The 16,828-nt window shown below is 61.1% G+C and carries 15 protein-coding genes; 10 read left to right on the forward strand and 5 right to left on the reverse strand.

Features of this window, described 5'->3' with window-relative positions; translation table 11 throughout:
* The first annotated feature begins 94 nt into the window (after positions 1 to 94).
* The 4 genes from AC1ECK_RS31660 (at position 95) to AC1ECK_RS31675 (ending at position 5,390) form a co-directional block, all read left to right on the forward strand.
* Positions 95 to 2,044 carry an alpha/beta hydrolase domain-containing protein gene (locus tag AC1ECK_RS31660; RefSeq protein WP_480326379.1) on the forward strand — a complete coding sequence of 650 codons (1,950 nt, stop codon included), beginning with the start codon at positions 95 to 97 and terminating at the stop codon, positions 2,042 to 2,044.
* A 65-nt stretch (positions 2,045 to 2,109) separates the two neighbouring features.
* Positions 2,110 to 2,841: an SDR family NAD(P)-dependent oxidoreductase gene (locus tag AC1ECK_RS31665; protein WP_480326381.1), complete on the forward strand. Its 732-nt coding sequence runs from the start codon at positions 2,110 to 2,112 to the stop codon at positions 2,839 to 2,841.
* A gap of 16 nt (positions 2,842 to 2,857) precedes the next feature.
* Positions 2,858 to 4,093, forward strand: a complete 1,236-nt coding sequence (locus AC1ECK_RS31670) for a dienelactone hydrolase family protein (RefSeq protein ID WP_480326383.1) — start codon at positions 2,858 to 2,860, stop codon at positions 4,091 to 4,093.
* A gap of 130 nt (positions 4,094 to 4,223) precedes the next feature.
* Complete coding sequence (locus tag AC1ECK_RS31675; RefSeq protein ID WP_480326385.1) at positions 4,224 to 5,390, forward strand: pyridoxal phosphate-dependent aminotransferase; 1,167 nt, start codon at positions 4,224 to 4,226, stop codon at positions 5,388 to 5,390.
* 107 nt (positions 5,391 to 5,497) lie between these two features.
* Here AC1ECK_RS31675 and AC1ECK_RS31680 read toward each other — a convergent pair whose 3' ends face one another.
* Complete coding sequence (locus AC1ECK_RS31680) at positions 5,498 to 6,697, reverse strand: porin (RefSeq protein WP_480326387.1); 1,200 nt, start codon at positions 6,695 to 6,697, stop codon at positions 5,498 to 5,500.
* 180 nt (positions 6,698 to 6,877) lie between these two features.
* Between AC1ECK_RS31680 and AC1ECK_RS31685 the strand changes: the two genes are divergently transcribed.
* From AC1ECK_RS31685 to andAa, 5 genes are all read left to right on the forward strand, one after another.
* Complete coding sequence (locus AC1ECK_RS31685) at positions 6,878 to 7,582, forward strand: GntR family transcriptional regulator (protein WP_480326389.1); 705 nt, start codon at positions 6,878 to 6,880, stop codon at positions 7,580 to 7,582.
* A gap of 219 nt (positions 7,583 to 7,801) precedes the next feature.
* Positions 7,802 to 9,109, forward strand: a complete 1,308-nt coding sequence (andAc, locus tag AC1ECK_RS31690) for an anthranilate 1,2-dioxygenase large subunit AndAc (RefSeq protein WP_480326391.1) — start codon at positions 7,802 to 7,804, stop codon at positions 9,107 to 9,109.
* A 9-nt stretch (positions 9,110 to 9,118) separates the two neighbouring features.
* Positions 9,119 to 9,592 (forward strand): anthranilate 1,2-dioxygenase small subunit AndAd, encoded by a 474-nt coding sequence (gene andAd / locus AC1ECK_RS31695; RefSeq protein WP_480326393.1) that lies wholly within the window; start codon positions 9,119 to 9,121, stop codon positions 9,590 to 9,592.
* 10 nt (positions 9,593 to 9,602) lie between these two features.
* On the forward strand, positions 9,603 to 9,926 hold the full coding sequence (gene andAb, locus AC1ECK_RS31700; protein WP_480326395.1) for an anthranilate 1,2-dioxygenase ferredoxin subunit AndAb: 324 nt from the start codon (positions 9,603 to 9,605) through the stop codon (positions 9,924 to 9,926).
* Positions 9,916 to 11,133 carry an anthranilate 1,2-dioxygenase system ferredoxin--NAD(+) reductase gene (gene andAa / locus AC1ECK_RS31705; protein WP_480326397.1) on the forward strand — a complete coding sequence of 406 codons (1,218 nt, stop codon included), beginning with the start codon at positions 9,916 to 9,918 and terminating at the stop codon, positions 11,131 to 11,133. Before andAb ends, andAa begins: the two co-directional genes overlap by 11 nt.
* A gap of 205 nt (positions 11,134 to 11,338) precedes the next feature.
* Here andAa and AC1ECK_RS31710 read toward each other — a convergent pair whose 3' ends face one another.
* The 4 genes from AC1ECK_RS31710 to AC1ECK_RS31725 form a co-directional block, all read right to left on the reverse strand.
* Complete coding sequence (locus tag AC1ECK_RS31710) at positions 11,339 to 11,956, reverse strand: riboflavin synthase (RefSeq protein ID WP_480326399.1); 618 nt, start codon at positions 11,954 to 11,956, stop codon at positions 11,339 to 11,341.
* Positions 11,957 to 11,972: 16 nt separating this feature from the next.
* Entirely contained in the window at positions 11,973 to 13,094 is a 1,122-nt protein-coding gene (gene ribD, locus AC1ECK_RS31715; RefSeq protein WP_480326401.1) for a bifunctional diaminohydroxyphosphoribosylaminopyrimidine deaminase/5-amino-6-(5-phosphoribosylamino)uracil reductase RibD, read from the reverse strand.
* Positions 13,095 to 13,155: 61 nt separating this feature from the next.
* Entirely contained in the window at positions 13,156 to 14,448 is a 1,293-nt protein-coding gene (gene hemL / locus AC1ECK_RS31720; RefSeq protein WP_480326403.1) for a glutamate-1-semialdehyde 2,1-aminomutase, read from the reverse strand.
* A gap of 311 nt (positions 14,449 to 14,759) precedes the next feature.
* On the reverse strand, positions 14,760 to 15,302 hold the full coding sequence (locus AC1ECK_RS31725; RefSeq protein ID WP_480326405.1) for a hypothetical protein: 543 nt from the start codon (positions 15,300 to 15,302) through the stop codon (positions 14,760 to 14,762).
* A 235-nt stretch (positions 15,303 to 15,537) separates the two neighbouring features.
* Here AC1ECK_RS31725 and AC1ECK_RS31730 point away from each other — a divergent pair, with 235 nt between their 5' ends.
* Positions 15,538 to 16,758, forward strand: a complete 1,221-nt coding sequence (locus tag AC1ECK_RS31730; RefSeq protein ID WP_480326407.1) for a Bcr/CflA family multidrug efflux MFS transporter — start codon at positions 15,538 to 15,540, stop codon at positions 16,756 to 16,758.
* Positions 16,759 to 16,828 lie beyond the last annotated feature (70 nt).

Genomic DNA, 16,828 nt, shown 5'->3' on the forward strand with positions numbered 1-16,828 from the left:
TCGTCGCATGATGTGGCCACAACGCGGGCAATACAGGCATCACTCGTAATAGAGCATGGAGGGTAGGCATATGGCAGGTGTGAAACGATTCGAGGTGAGCTCACGTCGGCCCGTTTTCGAGGGCATGGAGTTCGGTGAAAACGGCCGTGTGGGCGCTTATGAGCTCCTGTCAGGTCGCGCTCATTGCGACATCGATCCCCAGCATCCCCTCAACCGGAGGATCGTCAACCTCGAATACGCACCGCGCAATGCACAAGGTCTGGTCGAGTACAGCGTCGACTTTCACATCTACAAGCCCGTGAATCCCGGGCGCGGCAATGGCTGGCTGTTCTATGAATATCTGAACCGCGGGACGCAACGCGGCATCGTCCGCATCAATAACGCGCCGGTTGTGGCGCTGCCCACCCGGCCCGAAGAGATTGGCAACGGATTTCTGATGCACGAGGGCTACTCGATTGTCTGGACTGCATGGCAAGGCAATGTCGAACCCGGCGGTGGACGGATGCTGGCGGAATTTCCCGTCGCGACCCGCGACGGGGCGCCGATCACCGGCAAAGGCTGGGAAGAATTCATTCTGGACGCGCCCGACTCGATCCGGGGCGCACTACTGCAGGAAATCAACGAAAACCGCTACGTGCTGACGCTGTCGTATCCCGCTGCGAACACCGACCCGGCACTCGCTACGCTGAGCGCACGGCAGAACGAAACCGACCCCCGCACGTGCGCGCCGGGCATCGAGTGGCGATTTCTCGATCGCAACCGCATCCAGATCGACCGGCTGCCACACTGCACGCTTGATCGCGGAGCGATCTTCGAGTTCATCTACGACGCCCAGGACCCGGTTGTGATGGGGCTCGGGTACGCCAGCGTGCGCGACGTAATGGCGTTTCTGAAATACGAAACGCATGACAGCGAGGGTGCGCCGAATCCTCTCGCGCAGGCGGGCAATGACCGCGACACACGCGCACTCGGATTTGGCCTGTCGCAAAGCGGCCGGGTGTTGCGCGACTTCCTGTACGAAGGGTTCAACGAAAGCCTTGATGCCAGGCGCGTATTCGACGCTGCGGTTCCTATCATTGCAGGCTCACGTCGCGCCTGGGTCAACGCCGCGTTTTCACAACCCGGCCGCTATTCGCGCCAGCACGAAGACCACAGCTATCCAGGCGACCAGTTCCCATTTGCCTATCAAACGCTGACCGATCCGCTCAGTGGACGCACCGACGGCATTCTCGAGCGCGCCCGCGCATCGGGAACCCATCCGAAACTGATGCACATGGACACCGATTCCGAAGTCTGGTCGGCACGTGCATCGCTGGTGGCGACCGATTGCGAAGGTCGCGATCTGCCTGCTGATCCGGATGTGCGTCTGTATCTGGTGACGGGTGTTGCGCATGGCGACTATCCGCTCCCGAATGCCCCGGTGACGCTTCACGCGACCAATCCCCTTACTTACGGCGCGACACTGCGCGCACTGTTCGTCGCAATGCACGAATGGGTGGACGAAGGCATCGAGCCGCCACTGAGCGCGTTCCCCTCTCATGCGGCCGGTTCATGGTGGACGCTTGAGCAGTTCACGGAGCGCTTCGAGCGCTCCACGGGTATCGCAAGCCCACGCGCTTTCAACGAATTGCATCTGCTCGATCACACGCATGTTCCGCCGCTCAAAGGTTCTCGCTATCCGGCCTTCGTTCCGGCTGTTGACGTGGACGGCAACGGCGCCGCCGGCGTACGCCATCCGCTCATCCAGGCGCCGCTTGGCACCCACACGGGGTGGGCGCCGCGGGCCCCAGGCTTTGCGCCGGGTGGCCTCTATAGCGTGTATGGGTCTTACGTCCCGTTTGTCGAGCGCGTCGGGCAGCCGGAAAGCGCGATGCACGATCTGCGCCCTTCGTTTGAGCAACGTTATGGTTCGCGCGAACAATGGCGCGACGCGGTACTCGCCGCCGCGGCGACGCTGGTCGAGCAGCGCCTCATGCTGCAAAAGGACGCGGACTGTCTCGCAGCCGAAATCGATCGGGCCAGCGATGTGTTTCACATTATCTAGCCGACAACTTGCGCCGGCTATCGGTAGCGCAAGCCCTTTCTCACGTCACCTGGACCGTTCGCCCCATGATCGATCACCGTACCGTTGCACTCGTCACTGGCGCCAACCGGGGCCTCGGTGCGCAGTTTGTCGAAACGCTGGCCGCCCGCGGCGCCGGCAAGATATACGCCGCGTCGCGCCTCCCGCGTGAAAGCTACCATCCGGATCTGCGAGGCCGTGTCGTCCCGCTCATGCTCGACATCACGGACCCGCAGCAGATCAAGGAAGCCGCGCAACTCGCCCCGGACGTGACACTGCTCGTCAACAACGCCGGCATCAATCGCCAGTCGAGTCTGCTGTCAGCGACGCAACCCGATGACGCACGCGCCGAAATGGAAGTGAACTATTTCGGCACCCTGGCCATGGCACGCGCATTCGCGCCGCAATTGATCGCCGCGCACGGCGCGATGATCAACGTGCTCTCGATTCTCGCGCGCGTGACGCTGCCTGCCATGGCGTCGCTGTGTGCGTCGAAAGCAGCCGCGTTGCGCCTGACCGAGGCGCTCGACTCTGAACTGGCGCAGCACGGTGTGCGCGTCTACGGCGTCATGCCCGGTGCGGTCGATACCGATATGAGCCGTGACTATGTCGGCGAAAAGCTCAACCCTGTCGAGGTGGTCGACGCCGCGCTCGACGCGCTATCCGGTGAAATACGTGAAGTGTACGTCGGGCCGATGGCGCGCGACATTGCCGACGCGCTCGCCTCTCGCCGCACAGCCATTCACGCACAATTGCTTGGCGTTGGACCGACCTCCTAACCAGACAGGAACCCCAATGGGACAATTCATCGACATTCAAAGCCATGACGGCCAATCGTTTGCCGCGTACAAGGCCACACCTGCACAAGGTTCGGGGCCAGGGCTCGTATTGCTGCAGGAAATTTTCGGCATCAACGATTTCATGAGGTCGACGGCCGACCGTTACGCGGAAGAAGGTTACGTCGTGCTGGTGCCCGACCTGTTCTGGCGCATGAAGCCAGGCGTGAATCTCGGCTACGGCGAGGCGGATTTTGCCGAAGCGCTGGGCTACAACGAACGGATTGATCTTTCACTCGCCGTGCCTGACATCGCGTCGACCATCGGTGCATTGCGCGCGTCGCCGGAACACGCCGGCAAGGTCGGCGCTATCGGATATTGCCTGGGTGGCAAGCTGGCCATGCTCGCCGCAGCACAAACCGACCTCGATTGTGCGGTTAGCTACTACGGTGTCGGGCTCGAGGCTTACCTCGATATCGTCCCGTCTATCCAGTGCCCGATGGTGTTCCACTTCGCGGGCGAAGACGCCTTCTGTCCGCCGCAAACACGCGAGCAGATCATGAAGGCGCTCGCCGTAAAGCCGCAGATCGAGCAGTACGTTTATCCCGGTTGCGACCACGCGTTCGGCACGCCCGAGCGCGAGCACTTCGATAAGCCGGCTGCATTGATGGCCTATTCACGCACGATGGCATTGCTCCGCAAAGTGCTGGGGCCGATATACGATCTCAACGCGCTGTGGGAACAGCATTGCTATTACGAATTCGGCACGCGCGATGTCAATGCAGTCATGCCGACGATGGTGGCCGAGCCTTACGTGAATCACATTCCCACCATGACGGGCGGCGTGGGCCACGACCAGCTCAAGCGATTCTACAAATATCACTTCGTCAATTCGAATCCGTCCGACACGCGGCTCATTCCGATCTCGCGGACCATGGGCGCTGACCGTATCGTCGATGAATTCGTGTTCTGCGCCACCCATGATCGCGAGATCGACTGGTTACTGCCGGGGTTGGCGCCAACCGGAAAGTATTTCGAAGTGCCGATGCTGGCCGTCATCTGCTTCCGTGGAGACAAGCTGTACAACGAACACATCTACTGGGATCAGGCGTCGGTTCTGGTTCAGATTGGTGTGCTCGATCCCACCGGATTGCCCGTAGCCGGGATTCAGACCGCGAAGAAGGTTGTCGATGAAACATTGCCGACGAACACGCTAATGCCTAGTTGGGCATCAAGCGAAGGCAAGCCGGTCTGACTGGACCGCGACGGCATTCTTCGTCGCTCCCCGAACCCTCCCTGAGCCAGTTAACCGCCCGTTCGTCGCGCCTCACGCGGCCCATCGCCACGTGAGGCGCGACCCTACGTCACTCTCTTCAACCTCCATCATGAAACTTGCCAAACGCATTACTGAGACCTCGAAAAAATCGTACGGCATGTACGAGAAGGCGTTACGCCTGCCCGGCGATACGTCGGATCTGATTCACCTTGAACTCGGCAGCCCGCATGCCGATACGCCACTCCCCATCAAACAGGCAACCGTCGACGCGCTGATGCTTGGCGACGTCCACTACAGCGACTTGCGCGGACTGCCGAAGCTACGCGAGGCGCTCGCCCAGAAGCTGCAAACCCGTAACGATCTTGACGTGGGCGCCGACGACATACTGGTCACAAACGGCCTTACACATGCCTCCTTTGCTGCCTTCTTTTCATTGATCGACGAGGGTGACGAGGTCATCCTGCTGGCGCCTTTTTACCCCCAGCACATCGGCAAGATCGAACTGGCGGGTGGGCGCCCCGTGATCGTCGATCTCGATCGCAACCGTAACTTTTCGATCGACGTTGGAGCGATCGAAGCCGCGATCACCTCCCGCACTAAAGCAATCGTGATCGTGAATCCGGCCAACCCGACGGGCCGCGTGTATGGACGCGACGAGTTGCAGGCATTGGCCGATCTGGCAATCCGCTTCGACCTCCTGATCCTCTCGGACGAAGTGTACGAGGAGATTGTTTACGACAGCGCCCGCCACATCAGTATCGCGTCGCTGCCGGGCATGAAAGAGCGCACGATCTCGATGTTTGCGTTCACCAAATCGTATGCAATGGACGGTTGGCGGATCGGCTACATGACCGCTCCCAAAGATGTGATGCCGGCATTGCTGAAAATCACGGCTAACGACGTAACGCACGTGAACACGTTTATCCAGGCCGGCGCCTATGCGGCGGTGAGCGGTCCGCGCGACGTGCTGACCCGCCTGCTGGACGAAGACGGCGAGAAGCGTTCGATCGTGGTGGAGAGTCTCAATGCGATGCGCAGCGTAAAGTGCGCGAGCCCCGAAGGTGCGATTTATGCATTTCCCGACATCAGGGCGACCGGCCTCTCCGCCCAGGAGTGCGCCGACCGGTTGATGGTGGAAGCACGCGTGGTCGTCGAGGCGGGCAGCTTTTACGGCAAGGCCGGCGAAGGTCACCTGCGGGTGTGCTTCGGATGTGAATCGAAGGAACGGATTGCCGAAGCGATGACCCGCATGAAGCGCTTCTTCGACGGCCTGTGACACATAAGAAGGATACCTGAATAAAAGCCGGCCGACATTTCCATGTCAACCGGCTTTTTGTTATGCCCGACCTGTTTAGGTGACTGCCTGGACGGCAGATGTGAGCGTTAGAACTTGTGACGGATGCCGATATCGGCGACTAGCTGATTTGCGTTCGACGACACGCCGATACCGATGATGTCCGCGCGGGCATTATTGCCCTGGGCATGTTCGTCCAGCAGCATTGCGTAGACATCCGTGCGTTTCGAGAGCGCGTAGTCGAGTGTGGTGCTGACCTGATGCAGTCTGGTGGCACCCACGGCGGTCATCGTATAGCCTGCTGCGGCTTGCAAAGCGGGCGTAATGCGATAGGTAAAGCCCACTTCACCGTTCCTGAACATCACGTTTTCGACATCACTTTTGCCGCGTACGCCGGCGTAGAGTGCCTGCGTGTACATTGCGTAGACAAATGCCCTGCTGAACTGGTAACTCGTCGCCACACCCATCGTGCGCAGATAGCTGCCGCCGGCCATGACAGTGCCGGTGGGGCGGCCAGTGAGAGACGATATATCGAGTGACGAGGCTGAACCCGCGACTTCCGTATAAGCCGCCGCTACGTTCCAGGGTCCGGCGTTGTAGCTCGCCGAATAACTGTACGCACGGCCACTGCCATTGATGTTGCCCGCCAGGTTGGAAAACCCGTACATCGCACCGAACTGGAAACCGGACCAGACAGGCGTCATGTACTCCACAGAGTTTGCGAGACGAAGTGAATTGGCGCGGTCGTTCGCAAACGGATGGTCCGAGTATTGGCCTAGCAGCCATGTAGAGGTTTCGTACATGCCCAACGTCGCGCCCATGTAGTCATACTGGTTTCCGAGCGTTAGCGTCCCGTAATGCTTGTCCTGGAGGCCGACGTACGCCTGCCGGCCAAACAGCGCGCCGCCTTGTCCCAGCGCGCCGGTGCTGGTGCTAAAGCCGTTTTCCAGCACGAAGACCGCGCTGGTGCCGCCGCCCAGGTCTTCAACTCCGCGAAAGCCGAACCGGTCAGCCTGCATGACTGAGGTGCTCTGCATATATTCGCTCTTGCCGCCGATGTTGCTGACGTATCCGACACCGGCGTCAACAATGCCATATAGCGTGACGGAGCTTTGCGCGCGCGCCGCGGGCGCCAGGGCGAATAGTGCGGCAGCGGCGAGAGCCGCGCGGGAAATAAGGGTGCGACGAAAAAGGAAAGGTCTGTTCATTGGATGGATGGCACAGCAAAAGTCGCAGTTAAGGGGATCCCGCCGTACACAACGTGGTGCTTGCAGCATCAGGCCGGACATATTTGATCAAATTATAATTTGATGATTCGCATTGTTTTTTGACCAATAAGCTTTGTCAAGAGCAATGCGAACGGGGTCGCGTCCATGTGTCTCCTCCGTGCGACGGGAGCCAGATATCGCCGGAAGTCGGTGTTGCTGGTAGGATGTGAATAAATTGATCGAACGATCATGGAGCATTGGATGAACGACCCGATAAAGCGCGTAGTGAAGCGATCGACGATGCAGGAGTCGATCTATGCGCAGTTGCGCATGTCCTTGATGCAGGGACGCTTCGAGCCGGGCGCACAGTTGACCGTAGCAACGCTCGCCGAGGGTTTTGGATCGAGTGCGATGCCGGTGCGTGAGGCGCTGCGCCAGCTCGTTGTCGAGAACGGCCTGATCGCCTTGCCGAACGGAACCATTCAGGTACCGGAAGTCAGCACGGCGCACTTACGTGATCTTTGCAACGCGCGCATTGCACTTGAAGGCCTGGCCACTGAAATGGCCAGTTCGAACATCGACGATGCCATGGTGCGCCGGCTCAAGCGGCTGATCGCCGAGCACGAACTTGCCATCAAGCACGACGGCATCCACGAGAGCCTGGAGAAAAACCAGGAGTTCCACTTCGTGATCTACCGCACGTCCGGTTCGACCGTCTTACCGCAGCTCATCGAGACTGTATGGCTGCAATGCGGACCCTACATGCGCGTGATCACCGAGGAAGTCGAGCGAAATCAGGAGGTGCCGTACAACACCGCAGGAACGGACTACCACCACATCGTGGTAGAGGCGCTCGAGCGGCACGACGCTGCTGCGGCGCGCAGTGCAATGGAAAAGGACATTCGCCTGTCCTTTGATTTCCTGATTAGCATCCTGACCAGGCGGGAAGCGGCAGCAATCGCCTGACGCCGTTCAGTACCCGCGCCACCACCGGCCGGTCGCCCGAAATGCGACCGGAATGCAACGCCGTATAGCAGTACTGCAAAAAGCTGCCCGAAACGGACAGAAACGGGACAGTCCAGCCACAATCGGATAGACCCTCCATTTTGGTGCTCCAAGAATAGGGACAAGTCGATCGGCCCAGCCAGCCGTATCGCGAAAGCCCTCACTTACGGAGAAACCGCCATGGAAATGGTCGAGTCCATTCTGCATCCACTCAATCGCTCCGATTCGGATCACGTTGAATTCCCGCGCGAGGACGGCTCGCGCGTGCCCTATAAGGTCTTCAGTTCGCAATCCGTCTACGAGCGCGAGCAGCAACGTATTTTCCGCGGACCGACCTGGAATTTTGTCGCGCTGGAAGCCGAAATTCCTGACGCGGGTGACTTCAAAAGCACATTCGTGGGCGATACCCCAGTGGTCGTCACGCGTATCGACGACGGATCGATTTCCGCGTGGGTGAACCGGTGTGCGCACCGTGGCGCATCCGTGTGCCGCAAGTCGCGCGGCAACGCAACCTCGCATACCTGCGTCTATCACCAATGGAGCTTCGACAATAGCGGCAACCTGCTGGGCGTGCCGTTTCGACGTGGTCAGAAAGGCATGACTGGCATGCCGGCTGATTTCGATCCGAAGAACCACAGCCTGCGCAAACTGCGCGTCGAAAGTTACAAGGGTCTGGTGTTCGCGTCGTTTAGCGATGAAGTCGGTCCGCTACCCGACTACCTCGGCGCGGAAATGCGACCCTGGATAGACCGGATCTTCCATAAACCCATTGAGTATCTGGGCTGCACACGCCAGTTTTCGAAGTCAAACTGGAAGCTGTACTTTGAGAACGTCAAGGATCCATACCACGCCAGCATGCTTCATCTGTTTCATACCACCTTCAACATCTTCCGCGTGGGTATGAAGGCACGTTCGATCCCCGACGCAACGCACGGACTGCACAGTATCATCACGGTCACGAAGACCGGCGAAGACACGTCGTCGGCCTACAAACAGCAGAATATCCGCTCCTTCGATGAAGGCTTCACGCTGGAAGACGACTCCATTCTCGGCCTCGTGTCCGAGTATGAAGAGGACACGACGAACCACATCCAGCCAATCTTCCCGCAACTCGTGATCCAGCAGATTCACAACACGCTGGTCGCGCGGCAGTTGCTGCCGAAAGGGCCGAGCAGCTTCGAACTTGTCTTTCATTTCTTCGGCTACACGGACGATACGCCCGAACTTCGCGAACTGCGCATCAAGCAGGCCAATCTGGTCGGGCCGGCAGGCTATATCTCGATGGAAGACACCGAGGCAACGGAGCTGGTACAACGCGGCACGGTGCGGGACGCGGATGCGACGTCCGTGATTGAAATGTCGCGCGGCAATCCCGATCAGCAGGACACGGTGATTACCGAAAGCCTGATCCGCAAATTCTGGGTGGGCTATCAGAAGCTGATGGGCTATCAGACCAGCGAGAACAACCCACGCGAAGCGCAAGCTTGAGGAATGGAAATGGATCAGATGAGACTGTGGTTCGAACTACACCTGCTGCAAGACCAGTACATAAACAATCTCGACAACGACCGGCTCGAAGCGTGGCCCACGCTCTTCACCGAAGACTGTCTGTATGAAATCGTTCCAAAGGAAAACGCCGATATGGGCCTGCCGATCGGGATCATCCATTGCAACAACCAGAAGATGTTGCGTGACCGCGTGGTGTCGCTACGCAACGCAAACATCTATGAGGAGCACTGCTACCGGCACATGACATCGGGCCTTGCGATAACCGGTGAAAAAGACGGTGTGATCGAAACAGAGAGCAACTATGTGGTGATCCAGACACGCACAAATGGCGAGTCGAACGTGTATCAGGCAGGTCGCTACTTCGATCGGGTGGTGCGCACGCCGGATGGCCTGCGCTACCAGTCCAAGCGAGTGATCTACGACACGTCGCGCGTGCAGACGCTGCTCGCCACGCCGATCTGAGGAAAATCACATGGAACAGTTAATCGACGGCTGGCGAACGCTAGGCGCGCTGGACGATTTCACCGAAGGCGAGCCGGTTGCGGCAGTCGCGGGCGACAAGCCCGTCGCGCTCTTCCGTCTCGGCGACGAAGTGTTCGCGCTGCACGACCTGTGCACGCACGGTCATGCACGGCTCTCGGATGGCTTTGTCGAAGACGGTTGCGTCGAATGTCCGCTGCATCAGGGCCTGGTCGATATCCGCAGCGGCGAACCGCGTTGCGCGCCGGTGACGGAGCCGGTACGCCGCTATCCGATCAGGATCGTCGACGGCAAGGTGGAGATTCATGTCGCGTGAAGCCTTTGTGATTGTTGGTGCAGGCCATGCGGGGCGGCGCGCAGCCGAATCACTGCGCGCGCGTGATGCGGATGCTCGAATCGTGATGATTGGCAGCGAACCGGAGGTGCCATACGACCGCCCGGTTCTGTCCAAAGATGCCTTGATGAGCGAAGCTGGGGAACAGCGCGCGTTTATCCGGGATCGCGCATGGTACGACAAGCAGCGTATCGAACTGCGCCTTGGCGTGTCGGTCAGCGAGATTCGGCGTGAAGCGCAAACCGTCCAGCTCGAGGACGGGCACACTCAGCCTTATGAGCGCCTGCTGATTGCAACGGGATCGCGCGTGCGCCGCTTTGCCGGTGACGTCGATGATCACGTGCCGCTCTACTACGTCCGTACGGTCGCTGACGCGAGGGCCCTGCGCGCCGCGCTTGCGGCAGGCAAGCGGGTTGCGGTGTTGGGAGGCGGCTTCATCGGCCTCGAAGTCGCAGCGTCTGCTGTCCAGCTCGGCTGTAAAACCGTTCTGCTCGAACCCGCGCCAAGACTCCTGCAGCGCTCGATGCCGCCGGCGCTGAGCGACTTCATCCTCTCGCTGCATGAAGCACGCGGCGTCGATGTCCGCCTGCAGACCACGCCGCGGGCGATTCGCAAGGCTTCAGGTCACGTGATCGTCGAGACGGACAGGGGCGCTATTGAAGCCGATGTGGTGGTGATTGGCATTGGTGTCGTGCCAAATGTAGAACTGGCCGCGGCAGCCGGGCTCGAAGTGGAAAACGGCATTGTGGTGGACGAGCTCTGTCGCACCGCGGACCTTCACATCTACGCAGCGGGCGAAGTGACGATGCATTACAACCGGCTGCTCGGGCGGCGCTTGCGCGTCGAGTCCTGGCAAGTAGCGGAAAATCAGGCCCCCATCGCTGCTGCGAACATGCTGGGTGGGACGGAGTTGTACGCGGAGGTGCCGTGGTTGTGGTCGGATCAATACGATTGCAACCTGCAAACGCTGGGCTCGTTTGACGCGGCAGCGACGGTGATTACGCGAGGTGTACCCTCCAGTGGATCGTTCTGCCTCCTCGCCCTCGACGAACATGAGCTGCTCAAAGGGGTAGTTGCGGTTAACGCCGGACGGGATATCGGTGTGTGCAAGCGTCTGTTCGCAAACGGGAAAAAGCTAAGCGCCGCCACACTTGCGGATACCTCTATCGGGCTTCGCACTTTGCTCTGATGGAAGCAGATCACAGACTCGCATGCAGGTAGCAGGCGGTTGTTGTTGCCGTCGGCGGATGGCCGGTTCGAAGTAGCGAGCGTACATATAAACGTCGATCGACTAACGTCGGCTTTGGCCGATCATTTGCCACTCACCTTGGATGCGCAAATGACTGTTCGACCTCGGAACCGGCCGTTGAGATGGCCTGGGAGCGAAGGGCGGTTCAGTCCTGAGACGTACTAAGCATCCGCTCCACATACCGTGCAATCAAATCAATCTCCAGATTAACCTTCACCCCCTCACGCAGATGCTTGAGCGCGGTGACCTGAACCGTGTGAGGAATCAGGTTAATCGAGAATTCGCAACCATCGTCGCGGTCCTTCACCGAGTTGACGGTCAAGCTCACGCCATTGACCGTAATCGACCCCTTGTACGCCAGATACCGCCCAATTTCCCGCGGCGCCAGCACGCGCAGTTCATGCGACTCGCCGACCGGCGCGAAATGCGTCACCGTACCGAGACCATCCACATGCCCCGAGACGATATGTCCGCCGAGGCGGTCATGCGCACGCAGCGCCTTCTCGAGATTCACCTCGCCCGGTTCACCCAGCCCGGCCGTGCAATTCAGGCTCTCGCGCGACACATCCACTTCGAACGAACTGGAAGTCTTGGCGACCACGGTCATGCACGCGCCCTGAATCGTGATGCTGTCGCCAAGCTGCACGTCCTCGAGATCGAGGCCGCCGGCGTTGACGTTCAGGCGTACGCCCGCATCCCCATCGCTGCCGAGGGGTTTGACTGATTCGATACGGCCAACCGCCGCGACGATTCCGGTAAACATGGTGCTGTTTCCTTGTTCAATTGGAAGTAGGATGCGGCGCGAAGCGCGCCAGAATCCGCAGGTCGTCGCCGATCCGGTCGACGGCGTGGAAGTTCAGTAAGACGCGGCCCTCGAGCGTTGGCGGTGCGACGAGGTTGAACATGCTCATCGAATCGGTACCGAGCAGGCTCGGCGCCAGATAGAGCAGCAGTTCGTCGACGCAGCCTTCGCGCAGCAGCGAGCCGTTCAGCTTGTAACCCGCTTCGACATGCAGTTCGTTGACATTGCGCTCGCCGAGCGCCTTCAACATGGCCGGCAGATCGACCTTGCCAGCCGCATTTGCCATTTGCACGATCTCCGCGCCTCGTTCGCGTAGCGCGTTGGCGCGTTCGGCGTGACGTTCGTCCAGGTTGCCGCAAAAAATCAGTGTCGGTGCACCGGCCAGAATCTGCGCGGTGGGCGGCACATCGAGCTGGCTGTCGATCAGCACGCGTTGCGGCTGGCGCGGCGTATCGACGGCGCGCACGGTCATGCGCGGATCGTCTTCCTTGACCGTGCCGATACCCGTCAGAATCGCCGACGCGCGGGCGCGCCACGCGTGGCCGTCGGCGCGCGCCGGCTCGCCGGTGATCCATTGGCTCTCGCCGGACGGCAGGCCGGTGCGGCCGTCGAGCGTGGCCGCCACTTTCATGCGCACCCATGGCCGGCCGCGCGTCATGCGCGACACGAAGCCGATGTTCAGTTCGTAAGCTTCATTGGCGAGCAGGCCACAGCGCACTTCGATGCCGGCATCGCGCAGCATTTTCAAACCACGTCCGGAGACCTGTGGATTCGGATCTTCCATGGCCGCCACCACGCGTTCCACTTGCGCCTCGATCAGCGCATTGGCGCACGGCGGCGTGCGGCCGAAGTGGCTGCATGGCTCGAGCGTCACGTAAGCGGTGGCGCCGCGCAGATCGTGGCCGCGCGAGCGGGCATCTTTCAGCGCTCGCACTTCGGCGTGGTCTTGCCCGGCGGGCTGCGTAAAACCTTCGCCGATCACTTCGCCGTTCTTGAGCAGCACGCAGCCGACCCGCGGGTTCGGATCGGTCGTGTACATGCCGCGCTTCGCCAGCGCGAGCGCGCGTTCCATATGGACGAAATCGGTTTGCGAGAACATCGGCGTCCGTTAAGTGCTATTTCGTGGCGATTGATACTGTCCGGTAGGGTGGTGGCCTGTTTCAGACGGCCAGCGCGGCAAAGGCGCTGCGCGCCGCGTCGATCGTGGCGTCGATGATCGCTTCGTCGTGCGCGATCGACACGAACCCGGCCTCATAAGCCGACGGCGCGAAGTACACGCCCGCGTCGAGCATCTTGTGGAAGAACGCGTTGAAGCGGGGCACGTCGCTCGCCGTGACTTCGGCAAAGCTGGCGGGGATCTTGTCCGCGAAGTAGAGGCCGAACATGCCGCCGAGCGAGTCGGCCGCGAACGGCACTTTCGCTTCGCGAGCCGCGTTGGCGAGGCCCGCTACGAGCCGCGCGGTGCGGGCTGCGAGCGTGTCGTAGAAGCCGGGGGCCTGGATCAGTTGCAGCGTCTTCAGCCCGGCTGCCACGGCGATCGGGTTACCCGACAGCGTGCCCGCCTGGTAGACGCCGCCGAGCGGCGCGAGGTGGGCCATGATGTCGCGGCGACCGCCGAATGCGGCGGCCGGCATGCCGCCGCCGATCACCTTGCCGAGGCAGGTGAGGTCCGGCGTGATGCCGTAGACCTGCTGTGCGCCGCCGAGCGCGACGCGGAAGCCGCACATCACTTCGTCGAAAATCAGCACGGCGCCGTATTCGCTGCACAGGCGGCGCAGCGCCTGCAGGAACTCGGGCGTGGCGCGCACGAGGTTCATGTTGCCCGCCACCGGTTCGACGATCACCGAAGCGATCTCGTTGCCGAAGGCCTTGAACGCTTCTTCGAGCGCGGCGACGTTGTTGTATTCGAGGACCGTGGTGTGCTTGGCGATATCCACCGGGACACCTGCCGAGGTCGGGTTGCCGAAGGTCAGCAGGCCCGAGCCGGCCTTGACCAGCAGGCTATCCGCGTGGCCGTGATAGCAGCCTTCGAACTTGACGATACGGCTGCGATTGGTGAAGCCGCGGGCGAGACGCAGCGCACTCATGGTGGCTTCTGTGCCGCTCGAGACCATGCGGACCTGCTCGATCGACGGCACCAGCTTGCAGATTTCCTCGGCGATCTCGACTTCGGATTCGGTCGGTGCGCCGAACGAGAATCCGTTGACGAGCACCTTCTGCACGGCTTCGAGCACTTCCGGATGGACATGGCCGAGGATCATCGGACCCCAGGAGCCGATGTAATCGATATAACGCTGGCCGTCCGCGTCCCAGAAGTAAGCGCCCTGCGCGCGCTCGATGAAGCGCGGCGTGCCGCCGACCGAGCGGAAGGCGCGTACGGGCGAGTTGACGCCACCGGGGATAGTGAGCTGGGCGCGTTCGAAAAGAGCTTCGTTCCGGGAATTGCTGGACATGGACGTTGGACCTGCCTGATAGAGATGCACGGAGGCGCGCGGAACCGACCGGTGGCCGGGGTTTCGCCCGGCCCGTCCGCCCGCTGCGCGGCGGCTGAATGGTTATCTGAAATTGTACCGGACTCGCGCGGAGTCGGCCTGCGGCTTGGCAGACGGGGTTGCGGTGAATTGTCCATACGCCGGGCTGGAGGGGCGGGCGGTCCACGCAAGAGCAACCGCCGCAAGAGCAGCCGCAGCACGGGTGGCCTCCGCGTGGGCGGCCGATGCAAGGGCGGATCCCGCAAACGGCACGGCGCGGGTTACAGGCCCGTCTACGACACTGGTTTGGTCTTTGGCGCGGCTCGTTTTGCCGCGGCATGAGCCGAAACCTTGGAAGAATGCACCGGCCCGGTGGGCGCGGTGAGCGGCGGCGGCTTGCGTTTGCCGGTCAGCTCGGCCCAGCGCTTTTCCAGCGGACCCTCGGCCATGGGCTTGATGGAGGTACCGGAGGATTGTGCGTCCCAGGTCTGAACGGAGAAGGGATGCACACGCAACGCGTCGCGGGCGATGACGACCTCGTGATGAGCGTCGACCAGCCAGTCATAGACGAAGTCGATGCATAAGCGAAAGCCGCGTTTGGAGTTCGCATCGGGCACTTCGTAGGGGGCCCGCGTGACGTAGCCGGAGCCGAACAGCCCCTTGGGCTCCTGGGTGACGCGGTGAAGGAACACGCGGTCGCCCGGCAGGATGCTGCGGGCGACGCCACAGCCCCACACATCCGTCACCGCTTCACCCGCGGCGACGCGTTTGGCCACATCGGGCAGTTCCGGCCAAGGCCATTTCTTGGGGCTCCAGATCAGCAGGAAGGCGGTCATGACGGTAGGAGGACTGGTGCGTTGGGTTGGCCGATGACGGCTAAGGCGGCAGCTTAACCGATTGTCCGGCGCCGCGGGTTGATCGCCCGCTCAGCGTTGCCGATGATCGTGCCGGTTGCGCTGGCGCACGACGCGCTATTAACCGTCAAGTACAATCGCGACTATTGATGCTGCGGTTTTCACCGCATCCCGCGGTCCGGCACATGTGTGGACGGGCTGCTTCTTCTGGATTCCCATGTCTCACGTCACCCGACGCCGGCCCGATGGCCGGCTGATCCTGTTGCTTGGCGCGCTGGCCGCGTGCGGGCCGATTTCCATCGACATGTACCTGCCGAGCCTGCCGTCGATTGCGCAGGCGTTCATGGTTAGTACCGGCGCGGCGCAAACGACGCTGACGAGTTTCATGCTGGGCTTTTCGATCGGGATGTTGTTGTACGGGCCGCTGTCCGATTCATTCGGCCGCCGGCCCGTGCTGCTGGGCGGGATCATCATGTATGCCCTGGCGAGTATCGCGTGCGGCCTGTCTTTCTCGATTGGATCGCTGGTGACGTTCCGCTTCGTGCAGGCACTTGGCGCGGGCGCCGCGTCGGTGCTTGCGCGTGCGATTGCGCGCGACGCGCACGAGTCGGCCGACGCGGCGCGAGTGTTGTCGATGCTGGCGATCGTGACGTCGATCGGGCCGCTGCTGGCGCCGCTGATTGGCGGTCAATTGCTGTTGCTGGGTGGCTGGCGGGTGGTGTTCGTCGCGTTGACGCTCTTCGGCACGGTGTGTGCGGTAACGGCTTATCTGAAGGTTCCGGAGACGTGGCCACCTGAGAAGCGCAAGCATTCGGCGGTGCTGCAATCGTTCGGTGCGTACGGGAGGTTGCTGCGCGACCCGGTGGCCTGGGGGCATATGTTGTGCGGTGGGATGGCGTTTGCGTCGATGTTTGCGTACATCACGGCGACGCCGTTCGTGTACATCGAGTATTTCCACGTTTCTGCGCAGCATTATGGGTTTTTGTTTGCGCTGAATATTGTCGGCATCATGTTCGGGAATTTCATGAACACGCGGCTGATTGGGCGGTTGGGGTCGCTGCCCATCATTTCGTTCTCGGCGACGGTCAGTTGTGTGGCGTCGCTGTTTGTTTCTTTGGTCTGCCTGACCGGGTGGGGCGGGTTGTGGTCGATCGTGGCTGGCCTGTTTTTTGTGGTTGGGGTGGTGGGGTTGTTGTCGGCCAATTGCACCACCGATCTGATGCATCGGTATCCGCATAATGCGGGGGCCGCTGCCGCGGTGTTTGGGGCCGTGCAGTTGGCACTGGGGGCGGGGGCTAGTCTTGCCGTTGGGGTTTGGGAAGGGGCTTCGCCTAAAGGGATGGGCGTCACTATTGGCGTTGCCGGTTTGCTTTGCTATTGCGGGAGGGTTCTTGTTGTTCGCTGGCATGGGAGGGGTGTGCCGGGAGTGGTTGCCTAGCTTTTTGGCCTGCGGCGGCTTGGTTTTGGTTGTTGTTCTTGCTGTTTTGGCCTTTCCTTGCTTTGTTATC

The sequence above is a fragment of the Paraburkholderia sp. SSBN10T genome, assembly GCF_056619545.1.

What these genes read in the sequence shown, in the direction of transcription:
- AC1ECK_RS31665 (WP_480326381.1), top strand. Translation starts at nt 2,110, where the DNA reads ATGATCGATCACCGTACCGTTGCACTCGTCACTGGCGCCAACCGGGGC.
- AC1ECK_RS31670 (WP_480326383.1), top strand. Translation starts at nt 2,858, where the DNA reads ATGGGACAATTCATCGACATTCAAAGCCATGACGGCCAATCGTTTGCC.
- AC1ECK_RS31675 (WP_480326385.1), top strand. Translation starts at nt 4,224, where the DNA reads ATGAAACTTGCCAAACGCATTACTGAGACCTCGAAAAAATCGTACGGC.
- AC1ECK_RS31680 (WP_480326387.1), bottom strand. Translation starts at nt 6,697, where the DNA reads ATGTCCGGCCTGATGCTGCAAGCACCACGTTGTGTACGGCGGGATCCC.
- AC1ECK_RS31685 (WP_480326389.1), top strand. Translation starts at nt 6,878, where the DNA reads ATGAACGACCCGATAAAGCGCGTAGTGAAGCGATCGACGATGCAGGAG.
- andAc (WP_480326391.1), top strand. Translation starts at nt 7,802, where the DNA reads ATGGAAATGGTCGAGTCCATTCTGCATCCACTCAATCGCTCCGATTCG.
- andAd (WP_480326393.1), top strand. Translation starts at nt 9,119, where the DNA reads ATGGATCAGATGAGACTGTGGTTCGAACTACACCTGCTGCAAGACCAG.
- andAb (WP_480326395.1), top strand. Translation starts at nt 9,603, where the DNA reads ATGGAACAGTTAATCGACGGCTGGCGAACGCTAGGCGCGCTGGACGAT.
- andAa (WP_480326397.1), top strand. Translation starts at nt 9,916, where the DNA reads ATGTCGCGTGAAGCCTTTGTGATTGTTGGTGCAGGCCATGCGGGGCGG.
- AC1ECK_RS31710 (WP_480326399.1), bottom strand. Translation starts at nt 11,956, where the DNA reads ATGTTTACCGGAATCGTCGCGGCGGTTGGCCGTATCGAATCAGTCAAA.
- ribD (WP_480326401.1), bottom strand. Translation starts at nt 13,094, where the DNA reads ATGTTCTCGCAAACCGATTTCGTCCATATGGAACGCGCGCTCGCGCTG.
- hemL (WP_480326403.1), bottom strand. Translation starts at nt 14,448, where the DNA reads ATGTCCAGCAATTCCCGGAACGAAGCTCTTTTCGAACGCGCCCAGCTC.
- AC1ECK_RS31725 (WP_480326405.1), bottom strand. Translation starts at nt 15,302, where the DNA reads ATGACCGCCTTCCTGCTGATCTGGAGCCCCAAGAAATGGCCTTGGCCG.
- AC1ECK_RS31730 (WP_480326407.1), top strand. Translation starts at nt 15,538, where the DNA reads ATGTCTCACGTCACCCGACGCCGGCCCGATGGCCGGCTGATCCTGTTG.